The organism is Halorientalis brevis (assembly GCF_042678165.1).
Taxonomy (GTDB): Archaea; Halobacteriota; Halobacteria; order Halobacteriales; family Haloarculaceae; genus Halorientalis; species Halorientalis brevis.
Genome location: NZ_JBHUDJ010000003.1, coordinates 261,489 through 284,041, shown reverse-complemented (window position 1 = coordinate 284,041; position 22,553 = coordinate 261,489). Strand labels below are relative to the sequence as shown.

The window sequence follows — 22,553 nt, the reverse complement described above, 5'->3', positions numbered from 1 at the left end:
GTCGCGAACGAATTCAGTTAGATCGGAATTAGAGCAGCCCCGTCTTCTGGAGCTTCATCAGGTCCTCGGTGTCGAGGGTTTCGCCTTCCTTGAACTTCTGGTAGATCTCTTCGGCCTCTTCGCGGGCGGCCTCCTGCTTTTCCTCGCGCTGGGAGCGCTCCTCTTCTTCTTCCTTCTTGTCGAGTTCGCGCAGGCGCTTCTGGACGCGGACGAAGTCCTCGTGGTGCTGGTCCGCGGCTTCCTGGGCCTCGACGAACTGCTCGTGCATCTCGTCGGCCTCGTCGCGGATCTCGTCGGCCTCGCGATAGGCCTCGATCATCTCGTTGTGGTGCTTCTGGGCCTCGTCGGCGAGCTCCGTCACCTTCTGGTGGTGCTGGGACGCCTCGGAGCGGATCTCCTCTGCTTCCTCTTTGATCCCCTCGACGTCGTCAGTCTGATCGAGTTTCTCCTTTTTCTCCTGGAGCTCCTCGCGCTTGTTCTCGATCTTCTCGATGAGCTCGCGCTCTTCTTCCGGGTTGAGGACCTCGGTCTGCTGTTTGAACTCGAGATCTTCGATCTCCTCTTTGAGCTTCTCGATGGACGCCCCTTCATCCAGTTCGAGGTCCGATTTCTTCTCCTCGACCTCGTCGAACAGCTCGTTGGCCTCGGCGTTGAGCTCGTTGCGCTTTTCCTTGTGCTCTTGAACCTGAGAGTTGAGCTCGTCGCGCTTCTCGCGGTGTTCCTGTGCTTCGTCGACCTTCTCGCGAGTCTTCGCGTTCAGGTCGTCCCGATTGGAAGCGCGCTCCGACGCGAGCTGGTTCAGCTCGTTTCGTCGGTCGCGCAGTTGGCCGGCGAGCTTGATGAGTTCGCCTTTGGATTTGTTTTCGATGTCGTCGTCTGTTACTTCGATGTTTTTGGAATCGTCGATTGACTCTGCCATTGTTGGTACCTCTATGCCATTACCGCTCCGACGGTCGACAGCGTACGCTCTTTGTTGGTGGCTGGCGCCTGATAAGGAAGATTCCCTGTCATCTATGGGCGTCGCACGATACTGCCGGAACGCCGGAGGCGTTCTGGTGATTCATAGTACCGTCTTTGATGGTTTAAATATTCCGGTCGCTGAGGAGCATGTAACCCGCTAGCAAACGCCTGAAGGCGCCACGGGACGGTTTCGCACAGTCGTCGAATAGTGGTCGATGTACTTATATATAGTAATCGTTACCAACGGCCCGTTGCTCGACCATGTCGCCTTCCTCGTTTTCCTCGTAGAGGGCGACCATCAGCGAGATGCCGTTGGCGTCGTCGGGAATCGTCAGCGTTCCGAGCGTCTCCCGGCTGTGGGCGTCGAGCGCCATCTCCGTGTCTCCCTCCAGGTCGCCGGCGACCCACTTGACGATCCCCTCGACCGGTTCGGGAGTGTCGTTGACGACGGTGAGTTCGCTCGTCGCACCGGGCGTCGGCTCCGCGAGGAACGCCTGCACCGGTTCGAACGCGTCCGTAAGTGCCTGGTAGGCGTCTTTCTCTGTTCCGTTGCGTTCCATGACGCCCATCCCCGCGTCACCGGTATCCCGGAGTGCGAACGCGGTGAACAGAGCCGTGTCGCGCAAGCGGAGCGTTTCCGCGATCTCCGAGACGACTCTGGCCTGGTATCGCTGGGAGGCCTGCGTGTCGTCGGCGTCAGCGACGTGGCTCGCGTGTTTCCCCTGGTCAAATCCCGACGTGTTCGTCAGTTCGCCGAGCCCCAGTGCGCCGGCCCCGAACTCGGCGACGACGTCGCCGACATCGTAGTGATCCAGGACCCAGTCCGTGCTGTCGACGGTCCCGTAATCCCAGCCGGGATAGATTGCGGCCGCGTCGGGATCGATGCCGACGGATCCGACGACGGGGAACACCGGCCGGTCGTCGGGGAGTGACTCGGCCAGCGTCTCGGCAGGACCGCGGTCGTAGCTCGCCCGGTGGGTCCGCCACCGCATGCGTAGCCGGTCGAGAAAGCCCGATCCGAGCGCGGACGGGAAGAGATCGACGGGGTCGTCGTGGACGCTGAACGCCGCCAGGGACGGATGCTTGTCGAACGTCCAGAGGAGATGCTTTGCGACCTCCTGCCCGCGACTGACGCTGAACCCGCCGGGACCGGTCAGCGGAAGGTCCTGCCAGACCAGCAGTCCCGCCTCGTCGGCCGCCTCGTAGACGGCCTGGCGCGGCGCGTGGGCGTGCAGTCTGACGACGGTCGCGTTGGCGTCGACGGCGCGTTTGACGTCGGCCGGCGTCGCCGTCTGAAGGTTGAACCCGCGCCCGGGGACGCGTTCCCCGTTGACGAGCAGGCTATCGTCGCCGCGTTCGATCGAGCAGAGTCCGGTCGTCACGCTCGTCGTGAAGCCGTCCAGTTTCGCTCGCACCGAGTAGCGGTGCTGGGGACCGTGCCCGCGCGGGTACCACAGTGACGGGTCGTGGACGTCGATGGTGTGCGTCACGACCGTGCGCTCACCGGCACCGGCCTGCACCTGGGCGCGGTCCATCATCCCGCGACTCTGGAACTCGCCTTCCGGCCGGAGCGAGAACGTCATTCGATCGTCGATGGGCTCGGCAGTCTCGACGACGGCGCGGACGTCGATCGCCGCCTGTTCGTCGTCGACGGCGCGGGGCCGCACGTCCAGCTCCGAGATGAACGGCTCTGGGTAGGTCTCGATGGACGCGTCCCACCAGATCCCCGGGACGCGGTGGATCTCCGGCATGGCGTCGGTCGCGTACACGCCGCCGAACCGATCCTGTGGCGCCCGACACTCGACGACGAGTTCGTTTGTCTCGGCCGGTTCGAACGAGTGACGGAACGGACGAAAGTAGGCGTCGTGCGTCCCGACGAGATCGTCGTTCAACCAGATGCGCGCGTGAGCGAACAGTCCGTAGAGTTCGAGGACGGCGCGTGTGTGATCTTCCGGTCGGGGATCTTCGAATTCGGTTCGGTAGGCGACGGCGTCGGCGCCTTTGAACGCCGACGGTCGCCCGGGAACGTCCACCGGCGTCCACATCTCCGGATCCGGTTTCCCGTCGTCCGACTCGACCGACGCACCAGTCCACTGACCCAGCATATGTATGCCCGCGCGTCCGCCTGGGTCATATCCTTTACGCGACTGTTCCTAAATTCCTGACTGGTCACGTGAGTAATACAAGTTGCAGGACCCGATCGACCCCAGCCGATCCGGAACGCGCCTGCCAGTTCGTCTCGCGAGCGAGAGCACCGTGGGAGACAGCAGGCACAGAGGCCGCCAGATTGCGGGCACGAACGGCGGCGGAACGGCGACTGCGTCGCCCCCGTTTACTTTCACTTTCACTCCGCGGACGGCTCGCCTTGATACCACTGACGTCCGTCTCTGCAAACATGTTCGAGGAGTTGGCCTGTACCTGTGACAGTTGCGAGCGTGAACTGGGCGACGCTGCGCTGCAACTCGTCTACCGGACCGACGCGGGAGCGCGCCGCGCCTACGAGTGTGCCTGTGGTGCCGTGACGGTCACTGTCACCGCGTGATCGCCCGTGAAACGACTGCCTGAAGTGCAGTCGTCGGGAACGGACGGTCATGGAAGAAGTGGTCCGCGCACACGGACACGAGCACGTGTCGGCCGAGCACGCGAGCACGTTCGAGTTCACGAGCGACGACTACCTGACGCCGGCGGGCGACTGCATCCTCGCCATCGAGGCGGATCGGGTCCCCGCCGACTTCGATCCCGAGTTCGTCGCCGCCTGCCAGGACGCCGAGGCGACGATCACGGCGACGATCGAGGCAGGGGGCTACGCCGAAACCGTCACGGGGAGCGGCCACCCGGATCTCTCCTTCGAGAACGAACGGAGCATCGTCGGCCGCACCAGCGACTACGTCGACGATCGCACCGTCATGGTCGGCGCTGACGGCGCAGCCGGCGACCTGGACCGTGACCTCGTGACCGCGCTGTCCGAGGGGGCCGAAGCGACGCTGACGCTCCGCGTCGAGTAACCAGCGCGCCTGACCGCGGGTCGAACGCGAACACAGGAGACCGAGCCTTCACGGACGCTGGGGCACCAACGGTTCTGGGCAACTAGGACGCTGGGCCTGGTATCACCCTAAACGTCCCGCCGAACGTGTTCGGGAGGGGTACCGGACTGTGAAAACGCCGTCGTCACTTTATGCAGGCGATCGGTGAAGGCCGGAGTATGCTGTGCAATCAATGTGAGCAGACCCCTGACGGCGGCTGTACGGTTCGTGGCGTGTGTGGCAAAGAAGACGACATCAACTCGATGCAGGAGTTGATTCTGTACGCGCTCAAAGGCGTCGCCGCCTACGACACCGAAGCGCGGAACTTCGGCTACAGCTCGGAACTGGTGAACGAAACGATCTCAGAGGCCCTCTACACCACGCTGACGAACGTCAACTTCGACCCGGAACAGCACCTCGACCTCGCGATGGACGTCGGGGAAGCCGCCATCGAAGTGATGGAGCAACTCGACCGAGCACACACAGAGGCATTCGGGCTTCCGGAACCGGCGGAAGTGCCCCAGAACGACGTCGACGGCCACGCGATCCTCGTGACGGGGCACGACCTCCACGCGCTCGACCAACTCCTCGACCAGGCCGATGGCGAGGACGTGACCGTCTACACGCACTCCGAGATGCTGCCGGCGCACGGCTATCCCCGTTTCGCGAACGACGATCAGTTGCGCGGTAACATCGGCGGTGCGTGGTACGACCAGCGCACCCTCTTCGACGAGTTCCCGGGCGTCGTCGTCGGGACCTCGAACTGCGTCCAGCCGCCAAAAGACGAGTACGCCGACCGGATGTACACGCACGGCGTCGCGGGCCTCGACGGCACCGACGACCTGCCCGAGGGCGATTTCACGCCGGCCATCGAGCACGCGCTGGAAACGCCCGCAGCGGACTGGAACTCGGACGAACGGATCACGACCGGCTACCACCACCAGAACGTCGTCGACATGGCGCCCCAGATCGTCGACGCCGTCGAGGACGGCGACCTGTCTCACTTCTTCGTCATCGGCGGGTGTGACGCGCCGACGCCCGGCCGGTCGTACTACCGAGAACTCGCCCAGGAAGTCCCCGAGGACTGCGTCATCATGACGACCTCCTGCGGGAAGTTCCGGTTCAACGACCTCGACTTCGGGACCGTTCCCGGGACCGACATCCCGCGGTACATCGACCTCGGTCAGTGCAACGACTCCATCTCGACGGTCAAGATCGCCAGCGCGCTCGCCGAGGAGTTCGACTGCGCGGTCGGCGACCTCCCGGTGAGCATCGCGCTCTCCTGGTTCGAGCAGAAAGCCGTCGCCATCCTCCTCGGTCTGTTCTCCCTCGGCATCGAGGACGTGCGCCTCGGTCCGAGCCTCCCCGAGTTCGTCACACCCGAGGTCGCCGAAACCTTACAGGCCGAGTTCGGCCTGCAGCCCATCGGTGACGCTCGTTCGGACCTCGAAGCGATGCTCGGCACCGGCACGTCGTCTGCCGCCAGCGCGGACTGATCGATCGGACAGACCGTTCGAAGCGGTCGCTGCTCGTTCGGATAGTCGCCGGTCTCGAACGGGGGAATTGTCTGCTATATACTCGTAATTGCTGATAGTAGGGTATATACCCCACATAGCAACCGGTTACCTGAGGGGGTCCCTTTGTGACGTAAACGCTGGCCGACCCATCAGCTGTCAGTCACGTGACGGCAGTCTACCTTCGGACCAGTCGTCAAACCCACCCAGAACAACCAATGTCGGACAACGCAGCATCCACCGAACGGACAGTCGACCTGTCAGATCCAGAGTACTATCTGAACCGCGAGTTGAGCAAGCTCGAGTTCAACGAGCGCGTGCTCCACGAAGCCCTCGACGAGCGGAATCCGCTGCTCGAGCGGGTGAAGTTCCTCTCGATTTTCACCCAGAACATGGACGAGTTCTTCATGAAGCGGGTCGGGGGGCTGAAACAACAGATCGTCGCGAACGTCACGGACACGACGCCCGACGGGCGCACGCCGCGCGAGCAGTGGGAGGCAGTGCTCGAGAAGGCAGCCCCGCTGTTCGAGCGGCAGGCCGAGTGCTATCACGAGATGATCAGGCCAGCGCTCTCGACGGCCGGCGTCGAGATCGTCGACTACGACGACCTCGACTACGGGGAGCAGACCGAACTGGACGCCTACTTCGAGAACTCCGTGCTCCCGACGCTGACGCCGCTGACGTTCGACCCCGCTCACCCGTTCCCGCACATCTCGAACCTCTCGCTCTCGCTGGCCGTGTTGACCAGACAGGACGGCGAGAGCGACCCGACGTTCTCTCGGGTGAAGATTCCCCAGAATCGCCCGCGACTGGTCCAGATCGATGACGACACCAGATACGTCCTGCTCGAGGAGATCATCGCCGCGAACCTCGAACACCTGTTCCCTAACGTCGAAATCGTCGAACACGCGACGTTCCGCGTGACGCGCAACGCCGAGGTCCGACGCAACGAGGAGGTCGCCGAAGACCTCATCGAGATGATCGAAGAGGTCCTCGAAGAGCGGCGGTTCGCGACGATGGTCCGCCTGGAAGTCGAGTCGGACATGTCCGACCGGGTGCTCGATCTGCTGTTGGAGCACCTCGACGTGGAGGACCGCGAAGTGTTCAGGCTGCCGGCGCCGCTCGATTACAGGGAGTTCATGCGGCTGACGGGCCTCGACCGCCCGGATCTGAAACTGCCCGAGTGGACGCCACAATCCCATCCGCGGCTGACGACGCGTCGCGGCGACGAGCCCAGGGACATCTTCGCCGAAATCAAGCGCGGCGACATCCTCGTCCACCACCCCTACCACGCGTTTACTGACACCGTCCAGCGGTTCATCGACGAGGCCGCCCACGACCCCGACGTGCTGGCGATCAAGGCTGCTATCTACCGGACGGCAAGCGACTCGAAGATCATTCAGAGCCTCATCGACGCCGCCCAGAACGGCAAGCAGGTCGCGGTGATGGTCGAGCTGAAAGCGCGTTTCGACGAGAAAGACAACTTAGAGTGGGCCAAGAAGCTCGAAGAAGAGGGCATCCACGTCGCTTACGGGACCATCGGCTACAAGACACACACGAAGACGTCGCTCGTCGTCCGCGAGGAGTCCGACGGCGTCCAGCTGTATTCACACGTGGGCACCGGCAACTACCACTCCGAGACGGCCAAGCGGTACGAGGACCTCGGGCTGTTGACCGCCAGCAGGGACATCGGCCAGGACCTCGTGAAACTGTTCAACTACTTCACCGGCCACTCGCTCCACAAGGAGTACCGCGAGTTGCTCATCGCGCCCGGCAACATGCGCCAGCGACTGATCGATCTGATTCGACAGGAGGCAGGCCACGCACGCGACGGAACCGACGCGAAGATCGTCGCGAAGCTCAACCGTCTGGAAGACCCCGAGATCGTCGAGGAACTGTATCGGGCGTCTCGCGCAGGCGTGGACATCGACCTCATCGTCCGGGACATCTGTCGGCTCCGCCCCGGGCTGGAAGGCGTCAGCGAGAACGTCGACGTCGTCAGCATCGTCGGCCGGTTCCTCGAACACTCGCGAATCCTCTACTTCCGCGACGACGGGAACGAACACTATTACATCGGGTCGGCCGACTGGATGGAGCGGAATCTCGACAACCGCGTCGAGGCCGTGGCACCGATCCACGACCCGGCCCTCCAGCAGCGACTCCAGTACGTCCTCGACGTCTGTCTCGCGGACAACCGAAACTGCTGGGAGATGCAGGCCGACGGGAGCTACGTCCAGCGGACCCCGGACGAAGACGAGCCCGTGAGAACCGCACAGGAGACGTTCATGGACCAGGCCGAAGACGCCATCCCAGACGCGAATATATAGAGTACGTACCATCTAGCACCAGCATAGAGAGCAATTAGCAATTTCTTACAGTCCGTCGCCGTCAGTACCAGCATGACGAGCGAGGGGACCGACGGACTGACGGCGCACAGCCAGGCGACGACCGATGGCGAGCGACTGACGGGAAACACCGACCGAGATCTGATGCTTACCGACACGGACTTCGCAGACGAGGTGGCGGACCGACACCTGCGATTCGACGCAGCACAGTACGACGACATCTACGTCGTGGGGGACGTCCACGGCTGTATCGACGAACTGCGGACGCTGTGGGACCGGGTCGACCCCTCGGGCGACGACGTTGTCCTGTTCGTCGGTGACCTCATCCGGAAGGGGCCGGACAGCGAGGCGGTCGTCGAGTTCGTCCAGTCGCGGCCGAACGCGCTGAGCGTCCGTGGCAACAACGAGGCGAAGGTCATCAACGACCGGATCGACACTGGTCCGTTCGCCGCGTTCGAGGACGGCCTCGAAGAGCTGCCGGTCGTCATCTCCTGGGACGACGCGATGATCGTCCACGGCGGCGTCCACCCGGAGTGGGCGCTCGCCGACCACGACATCGTCGACTTCCAGGAGATGCGTGGCGTCCCCGTCGGGAACAGCTACGACGGCCCCTACTGGTTCGATTCCTACCAGGGACCGCCGCGCGTGTTTTTCGGCCACACCGTCCTCGAAGACCCGGTCGTCCGCGAGTGGGCCATCGGCCTCGACACCGGCTGCGTCTACGGCGGCGACCTCACGGCCTACGACTACCGGTCAGACGAGTTCGTCAGCGTCCCGGCCGAGGAGACCTACCGGGACCGCAGCGACGACAAGATCCTGGACGTCTGAAACGAAGTCGCGGAGTGTTTTGTCGTTCGGTTCGTACCGACTGCCAGCATGCCCGAGGACCCCGAACCGGAGATGAACATCAGCGGCGGCCGAGACGGCGGCGGCTTCACCGCCGCCTTCGAGCCCGGCGACGCGGCCACCAGAGCTGAAGCCGTCGTCGACCGGCTGGGAGAGCTGTACTGGCAGAAGACCTACGGCGGACGCGACGGGTTCGAGTGTCTCGTCCGGACGATACTCAGTCAGAACACGAGCGACAGGGCCAGCCAGCCCGCCCACGACGCGCTGATGGACCGATACGCAGACCGTGGGGACCTGGCCGAAACCCTGGCGAACGCGGACCAGCAGCGACTGGCCGAAACCATCAGCAGCGCCGGACTCTATAATCAGAAGTCAGAGACGATCATCCGCCTCGCCGGCCGTATCTGCGAGGAGTACGGCGGAGAGGACGGCTTCGACGAGTTCGTCAGGACCGCCGACCCCGCCGACGTCCGCGACGCGCTGCTCGACATGAAGGGCGTCGGGCCGAAGACGGCCGACTGCGTGCTGCTGTTCGCCGGCGGCCGCGGCGGCGTCTTCCCCGTCGACACCCACGTCCACCGGATCGCTCGCCGGATGGGACTGGCGCCCGCCGACGCCGACCACGAGGAGGTCAGAGAGCACATCGAACGGGACGTACCAGCCGAGAAGTGTGGCTTCGGTCACACCGCGATGATCCAGTTCGGTCGCGAGTACTGCACTGCGCGAAAGCCGGCCTGTCTGGACGACCCCGAGGCCTGTCCGCTGGCAGCCCAGTGTGACCGGGTGGGCGTCGACCCCGAATCGGGTGAAGTCGTCGACCCCGCAGAGACCTGACGTCAGTCGCGGTGGCCCCACCGACGCCCTTCGTCGTCGTATCGGGCGTCCAGAATCCGATCGAACTGGTCGTCGCTGAGTTCGACGTCGACCGCGCCGACGTTCTCGTCGAGTTGATCGACGGTCCGGGCACCGACGATGGGCACGCAAGTGAACTCGTCGTGTTCGATGAGCCAGCGGAGCGCGACCTGTGCCGGCGTCGCGTCGCGTTCGTCGGCGACCGCTCGGATCGCGTCGAGGACGTGCCAGCCCCGCGCGGAGACGTAGAAGTCGTCGAACCGGTCCGACAGCGACGCGCGGGAGTCGTCGGGGGCTTTCACCGTGTACGGATCGTCCGCGACGCGCTCGTACTTCCCGGTGAGGAAGCCGCCGGCCAGCGGGGAGTACGGACACACTGCCAGGTCCTGGTCGGCACACACGTCGAGGTAGTCTTTCACGTCGTCGCGATAGGCGGCGTGGAACAGCGGCTGGGTCACCTCGAACCGCTCCAACCCGTTCACGTCGGCTTTCCAGAGCGCTTTCGTCAGTTGCCAGGCCGCCATCGTCGAGGCGCCGAGGTAGTGGATCTTGCCCTCGCGGACGAGGTCGGTGAGCGTGCGCAGTGTCTCTTCGATGGGCGCGTCCTCGTCCCAGCGGTGGATGTAGTAGAGGTCGAGGTAGTCCGTTCCGAGTCGGTCGAGCGTTCCCTCGATCTGGCGGCGGATGTGCTTGCGGCCGAGCCCGCTGTCGTTCGGGCCCGGCTCGCCCCGGCCGTCGAAGGGGAAGTACACCTTCGAGGCGAGGACGAAATCCGAGCGGTCGTGGTGGGCCAGCCAGTCGCCGATGTACTCCTCGCTCAGGCCGTTGGGCGTCCCGTAGACGTTCGCCGTGTCGATGAAGTTGATGCCCCGGTCCCACGCCGCGTCAAGCAGGTCGTGGGCTTCGTCCTTCCCGGTCTCGACGACGCCACCGGTCTCGCGGCCGAATCGCCACGTCCCGAAACAGAGTTGCGACACCTTCGTCCCGGTCGAGCCGAGCCTGACGTACTCCATATCTGGCTCTCCGGGCGAACCGGGATAAGATTCTCGCTGGCCCGTCAGGATCGCAGCATCGTATCACGACAGACACGTCAGCATCTCCGACAAAGTGGCTAACTCACCGACTGTGGAATGGACACGTATGACGATACGGGAGGCGTCCGAGAGCGACGTGGACGGGATTCACGACGTGGCGCAGGCGTCCTGGGAGACAGACTACCCGGACATCCTGAGCCGGGAGACCGTCGAAGAGGGGGTCAAGGAGTGGTACGACACAGACAACCTCCGCGAGGCAGTCAGGGACTCTCGAACGCGGCTGTTCGTCGCCGACGAGGACGAGGGAGTCGTGGGGTTCGTCCACGGTATCCTGAGCAACGAGGACGAGGGACACATCCTGCGCCTGTACGTCCACCCAGACCATCGAAAGCAGGGCCTCGGACGACAGCTCTTCGAGCGAGTTCACACGGACCTGACCGACCACGGCGTCGACCAGCTCTACGCAATGGTGCTCGCGGACAACGACCTCGGGGAAGCGTTCTACCAGTCGCTGGGCTTCGAGAAAACCGGCGAGAGCGAGACGACCATCGGCGGGAACGCCTATCGAGAGAGCACGTTCGTCCTCAAGCCCATGACCTGAGTGCTGCGCAGTCACCTAGAGCGGTGGCCAGGAGTGCGTGCCCGCGCGACAGCGCGGGCCGCACGACTCGGGGAAAGGCAGGCAAACCAGCAAGCAGCAGTGCTGCACCGTCGCGGTCGCGCGTCATGGCGACCGCCGCGGTGCAGACGCAAGCGCGCTCGCCAGTTACCGCTGGCGTGCGCGCAATGCGGTACCTGGCGGAATACTAAGGGCGAGGCGGGTCGCCAGGCCCGCCGAGGGCTTAGAGGAACCTGAAGGTCTCCAGGTTCTTCGGCGCGAACGTCCGCATGTTGAACTCGTGGTACAGCGCCGAAGACAGGTCCTGCGTGGACTTCTCGTCGCCGTGGACACAGAGCACTTTCTCCGGGCGCGGGTTCATCGTCTTCACGAAGTTCTCCAGTCCCTGCCGGTCGGCGTGGCCGGAGAACCCGTCGACGGTCTCGACGTCACACTTCAGCGTCAGCGTGTCGCCGCGGCCGCGGCCGTTGCCGTTGCCCATCGGGATCTCGTCCCAGCCGTTCTGAATGCGGCGGCCGAGCGTTCCCTGCGCCTGGTAGCCGACGAACACCATCGTGGTCTCGGGGTCCGGCCCGACGTGTTCGAGCCAGGACATGATGGGACCGCCGGTGACCATCCCCGAGGTCGAGAGGATGATCGCCGGGCCTTCGTCGGCGACCTGCTGGCGTTCCTCTTCGCCGCCGTCGATGTGGTTGAACTCGTCGGCGAGGAACGGGTTCTCGTCGTCGTGGAAGATGCGGTCCCGGAGGTCGTCGCGCAGGTACTCGGGGTAGGTGGTGTGGATGGCCGTGGCCTCCCAGATCATGCCGTCGAGGTGGACGGGCATGGAGGGGATCTTGCCTTCCCGCATGGCCTCCTCCAGGACGAGCATGATCTCCTGGGAGCGACCGACCGCGAACGCGGGGATGAGCACCTTCCCGCCCTTGTCGTGGGTCTCGTTGATGACCTCGATGAGGTTCCGTTCGGAGTCTTCCTGGTCGGTCTGGTAGTCGTTACGACCGCCGTAGGTCGATTCGAGGACCAGCGTCTCCACGCGCGGGAACTCGTTGACCGCGCCGTTGAACAGGCGCGTGTCCGTGTAGTGAATGTCGCCCGAGAACGCGACGTTGTACAGTCCGTCGCCGACGTGGAAGTGCGCGATGGACGAGCCGAGAATGTGGCCCGCGTTGTGCAGCGTGAGTTTGATGTCCGGCGAGATGTCCGTCACGTCGCCGTACTCCAGCGGGATGCAGTGTTTGATGGCCTCGCGAACCATCTCGGACTCGTACGGTGGCGCGCGGCCTTCCTTCGCCGCGACGTCGAGGTAGTCCAGCGTGAGCAGCCCCATCAGGTCGCGCGTCGGCTCCGTGCAGTAAATCGGGCCGTCGTAGCCGTACTTGAACAGCAGCGGGATCAGCGCCGAGTGGTCGAGGTGGGCGTGCGTGAGTACGACGGCGTCGAGCGATTGCGCACCCGACCCAAGCGCTTCGGGAACCTGGAGATACGGCACTTCACCTTCAGCCCCCGGTTTGTCCCCACAGTCGATGAGTACGCGCGTCTCCGGCGTCGAGATGATAAACGAGGCGCGGCCGACCTCGCGACAACAGCCCAGCGTGGTGATGCGCACCCACTCGTCGTCGGACATCTCCTCGCGGTGGATCTGCCGACCGATGCGTTCGAGAATGTCCCGACGGTCGTCGCGCTCTTGCTTCAGGAAGTTCCGAACGTTCGAGACCGTCGACGACTCGATCGGCGGCGTCCTGACGACCTCGGGCGTCCACCCCACCTGCTGGGTGATCTCACGCAGCGTCGACCCGTGTCGGCCGATGACCATCCCCGGTTTCTGGGCCTCGATGACGACCTCGCCGGTGTCGGCGTGGAAATCCAGATCAGTCACGCCGGCTTCCTCCGGGATCACGTCCATGATCGTCTCGCGGGCGCGGTCCGGCACCGAGAGCACGTCCGGGTCGGGGCGGACCGTGATCCGCTTGCGAAGTTGGCTCGCCAACTTCCGAATGAGGTCGCCGTTCTTGGCGAACTTCTTGGGGTCGCGCGTGTACACGACGAGTTCTGGTCCCTCGTACTGGACGTCCGAAATGGAAATGTCGTTCGGGACTTCGTTAACGATCTCTGCCTTCAAATCCTCTAATTGAGTTTCTACCTTGCTCATAGCTCAACAATGGTGAAAAAACGCACCTGCGTTCGGGCGGCGGAACGCAGGCTGTCTCCTGTAAGCGTCATGATGGTTCCGATGATTCCGATGGTGCCGATTGCTACACCGTGAAGTCACGGTCCGGACACTAACTGATGAATCCGGAAAACCGGCCTGTAGTGGCTCCTATTGCCTCACCATTATAAAAGCCTTCGCAAAACAGTAGGTATTTCGCCACGAGCGGTCAGTATGAACGTCTCAGCCGCGACCGTCGCCGATGAGCACCAGTGGGTCCGCGAGCGGGCTCCGACGATCGTCGCCCTCGTCAACAGGACGCGTGCCGAACTCGGGGCGCACTTCGGCACTGACGTCGACGAGATAACCACAGAGCAGTACCACGACGCCGTCGACGCCGTCTTCGCGGACGGTGACCTCGCGGTCAACGTCGCCGCACTCGTCGCGCTGCTCCGCGATCTCGACGTGTCGGGGGACTACCCCGGGTTCGTCGTGGACGAACTGCTCGGCAGAGAACTGGCGGGGATGATCGCCGGCACGCAACCGCTCCGCCTGCTCGGGGAGGCGACCTTCCACTACGCCGACGTCCTGACTCACGGCGGCCCGGGCGATGCCGCCGGTGCTGACGACCTCGACGCAGCCCTGGCGGCCGGCTTCCAGACGCGGCTCCCGGGGTGGGAGTGGACTGAACGCGACAGTCCGTTCCGAAGCAGCCGCTAGTCAGTTGTACTGGTGAGACAGTGGCTGCCAGACTCGAAAACCGTCAGCAAAACGAAGGTGGCGCGTGCAGTGCCACCCCACTGGACCCCACCCCCGGAGTCCGGTACGGTGAGTCCCCCCAGACTCACCACGGAACAGCGTGGATTCGCCATCCACGCATCGTCTAACCCCCGATGGCCCCCATAGCCACCGGGCTATCTGTAATGAGCGGGGCTTCTGGGGAGAACCCTCTGCCGGATATAGAGGGTCGTTTATTACAAAGCGTGTACGACGGTATCTCGACACCGGCGGCGACCCCTATTGATACGTCGTTTCGAGATACGCAAGCAGCGATTCGACGCGGGACGGATCGTACGTCCAGAACCCGCTGTAGCTACTTGATACGGTCTCTTCGGCGAGAAGCGCACACGCCTGTGACGACCGCCCGGCCCCGTTGCCGCCGTCGAAGGCGACGAACCAGAACTGACCGATTTCGTCGTTGCGGACCGCGTGCATCCTGACGCCGGGGATCGTTGGTGTGTTCCAGTCGCCGTCGAAGTACACGTGGACGTCGAGGCCGCGGTCGGCGAGTCGCTCGTACACCGACCGCTGGGCTTCGAGTGCTGCCGGACGCTGGAATCCGGCCGTCAGCCGGCCCGTCCCGACGCGCCAGGCGCGATCTTCGAACTCCCTGCTGGCCGCGAGGAGTTGCCGGCGATCGGTCCCGTGGAACAGCGTCTCGTCGAGGGAGTCGAGGAACGTCGCCAACGCAGGGTCGTCACGGGCCTCGCCCGGAAGCGTGAGTGACGGCTCGAAGAAACCGGCGAGTACGCCCACGTCGATACCTCCCATGAACTCGCCGCCCTGGCGGATAGTGACGAACCCCTCCTGGGTCCCCTCCGGAAGCCGGTCGAAGCGGAGTTCCACGTTCCAGTCCGCGAGTCGGTCGGCCAGTTCCGGATGAGGATCGTCGCTATAGACGGTTACAGTCCGGCGTGCCGCCCCCATCTCGGCGATGTGTTCTCGAAGGGACACGATCACTCGGTGTCATCGGCGATAAATTTCGCGGGCTGTCCACGAGGAGAGGCCAGAGCCTGCTCGCTCTCGAGCGCCGCGTCGAGGCAGCGTTCGGCCCACGGCTGCAGGTCGGTCAGCCGAACGACGTCAGTCTGGGGGTCGTATTCGACCAGGGCGTTGTCCTGAAGCTTGGGGAGATGGACGTGGTGAAGGCGAGTTTTCGTCCTGGTCCAGTCAGCACGGGTCGTGACCTGTTCCGCCCGGTCGGTCGCAGCCCATCCCGTCAGGACGTCGACGAGTTCGTCTTTCGTGGCCGAGCCGTGTTCCCGGAGATAGTAGAGCAGCCGTCGGCGCTCCCGAGTAGCGATGGTCTCGAAGAGCGCGTCCAGTTGTGCGACTCCCTGTGGCCCGGCCTGCTCCATACTGGCATTCCCACAGGAGCCGATTTAGGTATTGTTGCCGTTTTCTTACAGGTACGTCGCCCAGGCGCCCGGTACTGGCGAGCGAGACGGAGGCGGTCGCGGGGTCGCGACCGACGACACGGCGGCTTTAATACTCCCGTCCCGGACAACCTCGATATGAGCGAACAGCAGGAACTCGGGATCACCGAGAGCAAGGAGTACGCGACGGGCGAGTGGTACGCCGAAGTGATCCAGAAGGCAGAGTTGGCCGATTACGCGCCGATGGGGGGATTCATCGTCACGAGACCCAGAGGGTACGCGCTCTGGGAGAACCTGCAGTCGCACCTCGACTCCTGGTTCAAAGACACCGGCGTCACGAACGCGTATTTCCCGGTTTTCATCCCCGAGAGCTACCTCGAAAAGGAGAAAGACATCGTCGAGGGGTTCGACCCCGAGGTCGCGTGGGTCACCAAAGGCGGCTACGACGAACTCGAAGAGCCCCTGGCCGTTCGGCCCACGAGCGAGAGCATCATCACGCCCTTCCTCGCGCAGTGGACGCGCAGCCATCGTGACCTGCCCCACCGCGTGAACCAGTGGTGCTCGGTCGTCCGCTGGGAGGCCACCGAGACCAAGCCGTTCTTCCGCACCAAGGAGTTCCTCTGGCAGGAAGGCCACACAGCCCACGAGGACGAGGACGGCGCCTGGGACGAGACGATGACCCGCCTCAGTCAGTACGAACGGCTTTACGAGGACGTGCTCGCGATTCCGGTCCTGAAAGGTCGCAAACCCGCACACGACAAGTTCCCCGGTGCTCACACCACGACGACCGTCGAGGCGCTGATGCCCGACGGCAAATCCGTCCAGGGCGGCACCTCTCACTACCTCGGTACGTCCTTCGCCGAGGCGTACGACGTCACCTACGTCGACGAAGACGAAGAAGAACAGACCGCACACACGACCTCCTGGGGACTCTCCTGGCGCGCACTCGGTGCGCTCATCATGACTCACTCGGACGACCAGGGACTCGTGGTCCCGCCTGCGATGGCCCCCACGCAGGTCGTGATCGTCCCCATCTGGCAGGAAGACACCAAAGACGACGTGCTCGAATACGCCCAGGACCTGGAAGCCGAACTCGGCGACCGCTACCGGGTCAAACTGGACGATCGCGACGAGCGCAACCCCGGCTTCAAGTTCAACGAGTGGGAACTCAAGGGCGTCCCGCTCCGCGTCGAAGTCGGCCCCAACGAGGTCGAAGACGAGGAGGTCACGCTCAACCACCGGCCCGACGGCGAGTCCGAGACCGTCGACCGAGAGGGACTGGTCGAGACGGTCGACGACCACCTCGACGCGATCTTCGCGAAGCTCAAGGCACGCGCCGAGGAGAATCTAGAGGAGAACGTCCGCGAGGCGGAGAGTCGCGAAGAGATCCTGGGCACGCTGGGCCAGCACAAAGGCTACGTGAAAGCGCCGTGGTGCGGCGACGAAGCGTGCGAGGAGCCGATCAAGGACGCGATGGCCGCCGAGATCGTCATGGTCCCACTCGACCGTGACGCCGAACCGATCGGTGACGAGTGCGCCATCTGCGGTGCGGACGCCGAGGAAACGGCGTACTTCGCGAAGTCGTACTGACTGCCGCTGCGTTTTCGAGTCCCGTTAGCCGCCGATACTCGTCACGTTACCCGTGAGCGTGACGTTCCCGACGTCGAGTCGGAGCTGTTGTCCGATTCGGAGTGGGCGTTTCCGAACGGTAGGGCCACTCCCGGAGTGAATAACGTCACTGAAAAGCATGTCAGTCGACTTTCGCGTCGTGTTGAGTTCGAGCGTGAGAGTGACGTCTTTCAGTCGCGGATGCTGCCGAACGTGTAGCTGACCGTTCTGATCCGGAACAACGACCGTTGCAGGTTCGACTGTCTTCGACCGGACGGCCATAACTTCCGGCCCACCGACCGACCCGTTCTGAATTGCCGCGGCGACGTAGGGTTCGACTGACTGTGATTCGAAGACGACAGTGGTCGTGGGTTGGGCGTCTTCAGCATCCGAATCAGGACTGGAGCCAGAAACGAGCGCAAAGCCGGCGGCTACCATCGCGACGACGAGCAACACCACGAGCAAGTCGATAATATTCACGAGCCCGAACAGCCGTCCGTTCTCGTCGATGAGATCAACCATTGTCCAGCGTGTGCAGTACCTGTTCAGCCGTGGATAATGAGCGTATCCCCTTTCTCTCGCTGACCGAACCAGCTCTCGGCCAAATACCAGACGTCGCGACTCCGCATTCTACCCAGTTGTTTGTGATTGTATATCAGTATACTACAGCAGACGATTATATCCCCTTATTTGAGTTTAACAGACCCTTAGCCCTTCAGGGTCAACCTCTTATTGATCCGGTTGTTGGAGCAAGACATGGTTGGGCAACGGACTACTGATGAGTCTGCGAGCGTCGCCGGGCTCGCAGATCCGACTGACGAACGGTCGAACTGCGGCGTCGGCGTCGTAATGGACCTCGACGGGGGTTCGAACCACGATATCGTCGCAGACGGACTCGAACTGCTAGAAAACCTCGAACATCGCGGGACGACTGGAGCCGAATCGAACACCGGTGACGGTGCCGGGATTCTCTTCCAGATGCCCCACGAATTCTTCTCGTCGGAACTCGCCGTCGATCTCCCATCTCAGGGCGACTACGCTGTCGGCTCATTCTTCCTCCCGAAGGACGACGACGAAGCCGCCGAAGGCCTCAAAGATCTCGTCGAGACGGAACTCGAAGCCGAAGGGCTCGACGTGTTCCACTGGCGGACCGTCCCGACGAACAACGAGAGCCTGGGTGCGACTGCGGTCGAATCCGAACCACGCGTCGAACAGGCGTTCGTGCGGCCGACCGACGAAGTCGACGACGAGGAGTTCGACAAGCGCCTCTACGTCGGCCGGCGCGTCGTCGAGAACACGGTGGAGGACGAACAGCCCGCCGGGTCGGAGCGGTTCTACGTCGTCTCGCTCGATCAGGACACGGTCGTCTACAAGGGGCTCCTGCTGGCCGAGCAACTGCCGGAGTACTACCCGGAGCTCACCGACGAGCGGATGGCTTCCACGTTCGCGATGGTTCACGCGCGGTTCTCGACGAACACGCTCGGCGCGTGGCATCTCGCACACCCCTACCGGAACATCATCCACAACGGGGAGTTCAACACGATCCAGGGCAATATCAACTGGATGCGCGCACGCGAGACCGACCTCGCGTCCGAGCAGTACGGCGACGACATCGAGAAGGTCAAACCGATCATCGACGATCCCGAGCAGTCCGACACTGCCAGCGTCGACAACGGACTGGAACTCCTGCTGGAGACGGGCCGTGACCTCCCGCACGCGCTCCGGATGCTCATTCCCGAGGCCTGGCGCGGCGAGGCGAACATGATCTCCGAGGAACGACGGGACTGGTACGACTACCACGCCTCGCTCGTCGAACCGTGGGACGGCCCCGCGCTCGTCGCCGCGACCGACGGCGAACGCGTCGGTGCAGTGCTGGACCGCAACGGCCTGCGTCCCTGCCGCTACGACATCCTCCAGAACGGTCGGCTCGTGATGTCGAGCGAGGCCGGCGCGCTGGACCACGATCCCGCGGACCTCGAAGAGCGCGGTCGGCTCCAGCCCGGCCAGCTGTTCCTGGCGGACCCCAACGAGGGCCGCGTCATCCCCGACGACGAGGTCTTCCAGCAACTGACCGACGAGAAGTACGCCGAGTGGGTCGCTCACGAGCAGGTCAGCCTCGAAGACATCGCCGAGCACGACCCCGAACCGCGGAGCGAGATCGAGGAGCTCCGCTCCCAGCAGGCGCTGTACGGATACACCTACGACGAGGTCGACCACCTCATCCAGCCGATGGCCGAGAAAGGGAAAGACCCGATCGGCTCGATGGGCGACGACACGCCGCTGTCGGTGCTCTCGCAGTTCAACCGCCCGCTGTTTTCCTACTTCAAGCAGCTGTTCGCACAGGTCACGAACCCGCCGCTGGACTACATCCGCGAGGAACTGGTCACCTCCCTGGAGTCGCGGCTTGGCTTCCAGCGCAACCTCCTCGACGAGAGTCAGGCGCACGCGCGACAGCTCGTTCTCGAATCGCCGATCCTCACCGACGAGGAGACGGAGGCGATCAAAGGGATCGACGAGAACGGGATGTCCACGAAGGTCATCGACATCACGTACGACCCCGACGACGACCTCCGGGAAGCCGTCGAGGAAGTACGTCAGAAAGCCGACCAGGCCGCGACCGAACACGACATTCTCGTCCTCTCGGACCGCGGCGCTGGCGAAGACGCGATCCCGATCCCGAGCCTGCTCGCCGTCGGCGGCGTTCACCACCACCTCGTCCGCAACGGCCTTCGCAACCACGTCGGGCTCGTCCTCGAATCGGGCGACCCGCGTGCGGTCCACCACTTCGCGACGCTCATCGGGTACGGTGCAGGCGCGGTCAACCCGTACCTGGCCTACCAGACCATCGAGGACCTCGTGGCCGGTCCGGACGGCGCGAACCTCGATACGGCCATCGAGGCCTACATCGGCGCCGTCGAGGACGGCCTCCTGAAGACGATGGCCAAGATGGGCATCTCCACCGTCGAGAGCTACCAGGGCGCCCAGATCTTCGAGGCGGTCGGCCTCTCTTCGGATTTCATCGCGGAGTACTTCGAGGGGACGACCTGCCGCACCGAGGGGATCGGCATCGAGGACATCGAGGCCGACCTCCGCAAACGCTACTCGGTGGCGTTCAGCGACGAGGACCCGGAGATGGAGCGCCAGGGCGAGTACGAACACCGCTCCGACGGCATCAAACACGAGTGGAACCCCGAGACGGTCGGGACGCTCCAGCAGGCAGTTCGGACCGGCGACTACGAGAAGTACCAGGAGTTCGCCGAGATGCTCAACGACCAGTCCGAGGAACTCCACACCCTCCGCGGGCTGCTCGAGTTCGACGACGAGGACCGCGAGTCCATCCCGATCGAAGACGTCGAGCCCATCGAGGACGTCGTCGAGCGGTTCGAGACGGCCGCGATGAGTCTGGGGAGCCTCTCCCCGGAGATGCACGAGAACAACGCCATCGCGATGAACCGTCTGGGCTCGAAGGCCAACACCGGAGAGGGCGGCGAACCGCCAGAGCGGTTCGGCACCGAGAAAGAGTGCAAGATCAAGCAAGTCGCCTCCGGTCGCTTCGGGGTGACCTCCGATTACCTCACCTCGGCCGAGGAGATCCAGATCAAGATGGCCCAGGGCTCGAAGCCCGGCGAAGGTGGCCACCTGCCCGGGAAGAAAGTCAACGAGATGATCGCACACGTCCGGTACGCGACGCCGGGCGTGGGCCTGATCTCGCCGCCGCCGCTGCACGACATCTACTCCATCGAGGACTTGAAGCAGTTGATCCACGACCTGAAAGCCGCGAATCCCGACGCGGACATCAACGTCAAGCTCGTGGCCGAAGACGGCATCGGTACCATCGCGGCGGGCGTCGCGAAGGCCAACGCCGACGTGGTCCACATCTCGGGCCACTCCGGCGGAACCGGTGCGTCGCCGAAGACCTCGATCAAGAACGCGGGCCTGCCCTGGGAACTCGGCGTCGCCGAGGCCAACCAGATGCTCCGGGCGACCGGCCTGCGTTCCCGCATCCGCGTGACCACCGACGGCGGGATGAAAACCGGTCGCGACGTTGCGGTCGGCGCACTGCTCGGCGCGGAATCGTTCGCGTTCGGGACGGCGTCGATGGTCACGTCCGGCTGCGTGATGGCGCGTCAGTGTCACGAGAACACCTGTCCGGTCGGCGTCGCTACGCAGAACGAGGATCTGCGCAGTCGCTTCCCCGGCCAGCCGCAGCACGTCATCAACTACATGACGTTCATCGCTCAGGAACTCCGGGAGATCATGGCCGAGCTCGGCTTCGGGACCGTCGACGAGATGATCGGCCGGGTCGACGCGCTCAGACAGCGCGACGACGTCACCCACCCGAAGGCCAAGAAGCTCGACCTCTCCTCGATCCTGGTCGACCCCGCGGGCGACGACGACCGCTACAAGACCCGCGAACAGGATCACGAAGTCGACGAACAGCTCGACTGGGCGATTCTGGAGGAAGCCGAGGCCGCCATCGACGGCGGCGAGCCGGTCTCGCTGGACATGGACATCCAGAGCGTCAACCGCGCGGTCGGAGCCACGCTCTCGAACCGTATCTCCCAGGAACACGGCACGCCCGGCCTCCCGGCCGACACGATCCGCGTGGACTTCGACGGCACGGCCGGCCAGAGCTTCGGCGCCTTCCTGCAGGACGGCGCGACCTTCGAGCTGACCGGGACGGCAAACGACTACGTCGGCAAGGGGCTCTCTGGCGGGAAGCTCGTCGTCAACACGCCCGACGCAGCCCCCATCGAGCCCGAAGAGAACACGCTCATCGGAAACGTCGCCCTCTACGGCGCGACCCAGGGCGAACTGTACGTCAACGGGCAGGCCGGCGAGCGCTTCGCCGTCCGGAACTCCGGCGTGAAGGCCGTCGTCGAGTCGGTCGGTGACCACGGCTGTGAGTACATGACCGGCGGTGCCGTCGCGGTGCTGGGCGACACGGGCAAAAACTTCGCGGCCGGGATGTCCGGCGGCGTCGCCTACGTCCTCGACCGCGAGGGCGACTTCGAGCAGAAGGTCAATCGCGGCATGGTCTCGACGTTCGACACCTTAGACGAGAAGGACCGCCAGATGCTGCGTCGTCTCGTCGAGAACCACGTCGCCTACACCGACAGCGACCGCGGCCAGTACGTCCTCGACAACTGGGACGAGGAACTGGACAACTTCGTGAAGGTGCTGCCCGACGCCTACGCGGAGATCATCGAGGAGCGCGAAGACGCCGACGTGCGAGAGAACCCGCCGGCCTCGGCGACCCCGAGCGCGACGGCCAGCGACGCGGTGCAGGGCCAGGCCGATGACTGACGGGTGAGGAACGCCACTCGGCGTGTCCAAACCGCAGTCTCGGCCTGGAAGGCCGACGACTAACCACCTTTCTGCTTCGCAGGGTTGATCCACAACCCTGCTCGTAAAAACGTGGGCGGAAAACTGCTCGACGCTCGCTACGC

At 64.2% G+C, this 22,553-nt stretch carries 17 protein-coding genes; 10 read left to right on the top strand and 7 right to left on the bottom strand.

The annotated features are described in order from the left end of the window. Positions 1–28: 28 nt before the first annotated feature. Together ACFR9U_RS08530 and ACFR9U_RS08525 are read right to left on the bottom strand one after the other, a co-directional pair. Positions 29–919, bottom strand: coding sequence for a coiled-coil protein (locus ACFR9U_RS08530; RefSeq protein WP_247375443.1), 891 nt, complete (start codon positions 917–919; stop codon positions 29–31). Positions 920–1,181: 262 nt separating this feature from the next. After that, complete coding sequence (locus ACFR9U_RS08525; RefSeq protein ID WP_247375444.1) at positions 1,182–3,065, bottom strand: glycoside hydrolase family 2 protein; 1,884 nt, start codon at positions 3,063–3,065, stop codon at positions 1,182–1,184. 290 nt (positions 3,066–3,355) lie between these two features. Here ACFR9U_RS08525 and ACFR9U_RS08520 point away from each other — a divergent pair, with 290 nt between their 5' ends. The 6 genes from ACFR9U_RS08520 to ACFR9U_RS08495 all read left to right on the top strand — a co-directional run bounded on the left by ACFR9U_RS08520 (position 3,356) and on the right by ACFR9U_RS08495 (position 9,522). Further along, positions 3,356–3,502, top strand: coding sequence for a hypothetical protein (locus ACFR9U_RS08520; protein WP_247375446.1), 147 nt, complete (start codon positions 3,356–3,358; stop codon positions 3,500–3,502). A gap of 49 nt (positions 3,503–3,551) precedes the next feature. After that, positions 3,552–3,965 carry a DUF371 domain-containing protein gene (locus ACFR9U_RS08515; protein ID WP_247375448.1) on the top strand — a complete coding sequence of 138 codons (414 nt, stop codon included), beginning with the start codon at positions 3,552–3,554 and terminating at the stop codon, positions 3,963–3,965. A 197-nt stretch (positions 3,966–4,162) separates the two neighbouring features. Then, positions 4,163–5,479 carry a hydroxylamine reductase gene (gene hcp, locus ACFR9U_RS08510; RefSeq protein ID WP_247375460.1) on the top strand — a complete coding sequence of 439 codons (1,317 nt, stop codon included), beginning with the start codon at positions 4,163–4,165 and terminating at the stop codon, positions 5,477–5,479. A 236-nt stretch (positions 5,480–5,715) separates the two neighbouring features. Further along, entirely contained in the window at positions 5,716–7,824 is a 2,109-nt protein-coding gene (ppk1, locus tag ACFR9U_RS08505) for a polyphosphate kinase 1 (protein ID WP_247375469.1), read from the top strand. A 162-nt stretch (positions 7,825–7,986) separates the two neighbouring features. After that, a complete protein-coding gene (locus tag ACFR9U_RS08500; RefSeq protein WP_345893353.1) occupies positions 7,987–8,670 on the top strand; it encodes a metallophosphoesterase family protein in 684 nt (227 codons plus the stop codon). 48 nt (positions 8,671–8,718) lie between these two features. After that, a complete protein-coding gene (locus ACFR9U_RS08495; protein ID WP_247375473.1) occupies positions 8,719–9,522 on the top strand; it encodes an endonuclease III domain-containing protein in 804 nt (267 codons plus the stop codon). Positions 9,523–9,524: 2 nt separating this feature from the next. Here ACFR9U_RS08495 and ACFR9U_RS08490 read toward each other — a convergent pair whose 3' ends face one another. Next, on the bottom strand, positions 9,525–10,553 hold the full coding sequence (locus tag ACFR9U_RS08490) for an aldo/keto reductase (protein WP_247375474.1): 1,029 nt from the start codon (positions 10,551–10,553) through the stop codon (positions 9,525–9,527). A gap of 127 nt (positions 10,554–10,680) precedes the next feature. Between ACFR9U_RS08490 and ACFR9U_RS08485 the strand changes: the two genes are divergently transcribed. Next, entirely contained in the window at positions 10,681–11,175 is a 495-nt protein-coding gene (locus ACFR9U_RS08485) for a GNAT family N-acetyltransferase (RefSeq protein ID WP_247375476.1), read from the top strand. Positions 11,176–11,416: 241 nt separating this feature from the next. On the opposite strand, the gene ACFR9U_RS08480 is transcribed toward ACFR9U_RS08485, so the two are convergent. Beyond that, positions 11,417–13,342, bottom strand: coding sequence for a beta-CASP ribonuclease aCPSF1 (locus tag ACFR9U_RS08480; protein ID WP_247375484.1), 1,926 nt, complete (start codon positions 13,340–13,342; stop codon positions 11,417–11,419). 231 nt (positions 13,343–13,573) lie between these two features. Here ACFR9U_RS08480 and ACFR9U_RS08475 point away from each other — a divergent pair, with 231 nt between their 5' ends. After that, positions 13,574–14,059 carry a hypothetical protein gene (locus tag ACFR9U_RS08475; RefSeq protein WP_247375486.1) on the top strand — a complete coding sequence of 162 codons (486 nt, stop codon included), beginning with the start codon at positions 13,574–13,576 and terminating at the stop codon, positions 14,057–14,059. Between the two features lie 297 nt (positions 14,060–14,356). On the opposite strand, the gene ACFR9U_RS08470 is transcribed toward ACFR9U_RS08475, so the two are convergent. Both ACFR9U_RS08470 and ACFR9U_RS08465 read right to left on the bottom strand, forming a co-directional pair. Next, a complete protein-coding gene (locus tag ACFR9U_RS08470) occupies positions 14,357–15,073 on the bottom strand; it encodes a DICT sensory domain-containing protein (RefSeq protein ID WP_247375488.1) in 717 nt (238 codons plus the stop codon). A gap of 2 nt (positions 15,074–15,075) precedes the next feature. Next, complete coding sequence (locus tag ACFR9U_RS08465; protein ID WP_247375490.1) at positions 15,076–15,477, bottom strand: DUF7344 domain-containing protein; 402 nt, start codon at positions 15,475–15,477, stop codon at positions 15,076–15,078. A 156-nt stretch (positions 15,478–15,633) separates the two neighbouring features. On the opposite strand from ACFR9U_RS08465, the gene proS reads away from it, so the two are divergent. Next, a complete protein-coding gene (gene proS, locus ACFR9U_RS08460) occupies positions 15,634–17,085 on the top strand; it encodes a proline--tRNA ligase (RefSeq protein WP_247375492.1) in 1,452 nt (483 codons plus the stop codon). 24 nt (positions 17,086–17,109) lie between these two features. Here proS and ACFR9U_RS08455 read toward each other — a convergent pair whose 3' ends face one another. Further along, positions 17,110–17,625: a DUF4330 domain-containing protein gene (locus ACFR9U_RS08455; RefSeq protein WP_247375494.1), complete on the bottom strand. Its 516-nt coding sequence runs from the start codon at positions 17,623–17,625 to the stop codon at positions 17,110–17,112. Between the two features lie 234 nt (positions 17,626–17,859). On the opposite strand from ACFR9U_RS08455, the gene gltB reads away from it, so the two are divergent. After that, complete coding sequence (gene gltB / locus ACFR9U_RS08450) at positions 17,860–22,410, top strand: glutamate synthase large subunit (protein ID WP_247375496.1); 4,551 nt, start codon at positions 17,860–17,862, stop codon at positions 22,408–22,410. Positions 22,411–22,553 lie beyond the last annotated feature (143 nt).

What these genes read in the sequence shown, in the direction of transcription:
- ACFR9U_RS08530 (WP_247375443.1), bottom strand. Translation starts at nt 919, where the DNA reads ATGGCAGAGTCAATCGACGATTCCAAAAACATCGAAGTAACAGACGAC.
- ACFR9U_RS08525 (WP_247375444.1), bottom strand. Translation starts at nt 3,065, where the DNA reads ATGCTGGGTCAGTGGACTGGTGCGTCGGTCGAGTCGGACGACGGGAAA.
- ACFR9U_RS08520 (WP_247375446.1), top strand. Translation starts at nt 3,356, where the DNA reads ATGTTCGAGGAGTTGGCCTGTACCTGTGACAGTTGCGAGCGTGAACTG.
- ACFR9U_RS08515 (WP_247375448.1), top strand. Translation starts at nt 3,552, where the DNA reads ATGGAAGAAGTGGTCCGCGCACACGGACACGAGCACGTGTCGGCCGAG.
- hcp (WP_247375460.1), top strand. Translation starts at nt 4,163, where the DNA reads ATGCTGTGCAATCAATGTGAGCAGACCCCTGACGGCGGCTGTACGGTT.
- ppk1 (WP_247375469.1), top strand. Translation starts at nt 5,716, where the DNA reads ATGTCGGACAACGCAGCATCCACCGAACGGACAGTCGACCTGTCAGAT.
- ACFR9U_RS08500 (WP_345893353.1), top strand. Translation starts at nt 7,987, where the DNA reads ATGCTTACCGACACGGACTTCGCAGACGAGGTGGCGGACCGACACCTG.
- ACFR9U_RS08495 (WP_247375473.1), top strand. Translation starts at nt 8,719, where the DNA reads ATGCCCGAGGACCCCGAACCGGAGATGAACATCAGCGGCGGCCGAGAC.
- ACFR9U_RS08490 (WP_247375474.1), bottom strand. Translation starts at nt 10,553, where the DNA reads ATGGAGTACGTCAGGCTCGGCTCGACCGGGACGAAGGTGTCGCAACTC.
- ACFR9U_RS08485 (WP_247375476.1), top strand. Translation starts at nt 10,681, where the DNA reads ATGACGATACGGGAGGCGTCCGAGAGCGACGTGGACGGGATTCACGAC.
- ACFR9U_RS08480 (WP_247375484.1), bottom strand. Translation starts at nt 13,342, where the DNA reads ATGAGCAAGGTAGAAACTCAATTAGAGGATTTGAAGGCAGAGATCGTT.
- ACFR9U_RS08475 (WP_247375486.1), top strand. Translation starts at nt 13,574, where the DNA reads ATGAACGTCTCAGCCGCGACCGTCGCCGATGAGCACCAGTGGGTCCGC.
- ACFR9U_RS08465 (WP_247375490.1), bottom strand. Translation starts at nt 15,477, where the DNA reads ATGGAGCAGGCCGGGCCACAGGGAGTCGCACAACTGGACGCGCTCTTC.
- proS (WP_247375492.1), top strand. Translation starts at nt 15,634, where the DNA reads ATGAGCGAACAGCAGGAACTCGGGATCACCGAGAGCAAGGAGTACGCG.
- ACFR9U_RS08455 (WP_247375494.1), bottom strand. Translation starts at nt 17,625, where the DNA reads ATGGTTGATCTCATCGACGAGAACGGACGGCTGTTCGGGCTCGTGAAT.
- gltB (WP_247375496.1), top strand. Translation starts at nt 17,860, where the DNA reads ATGGTTGGGCAACGGACTACTGATGAGTCTGCGAGCGTCGCCGGGCTC.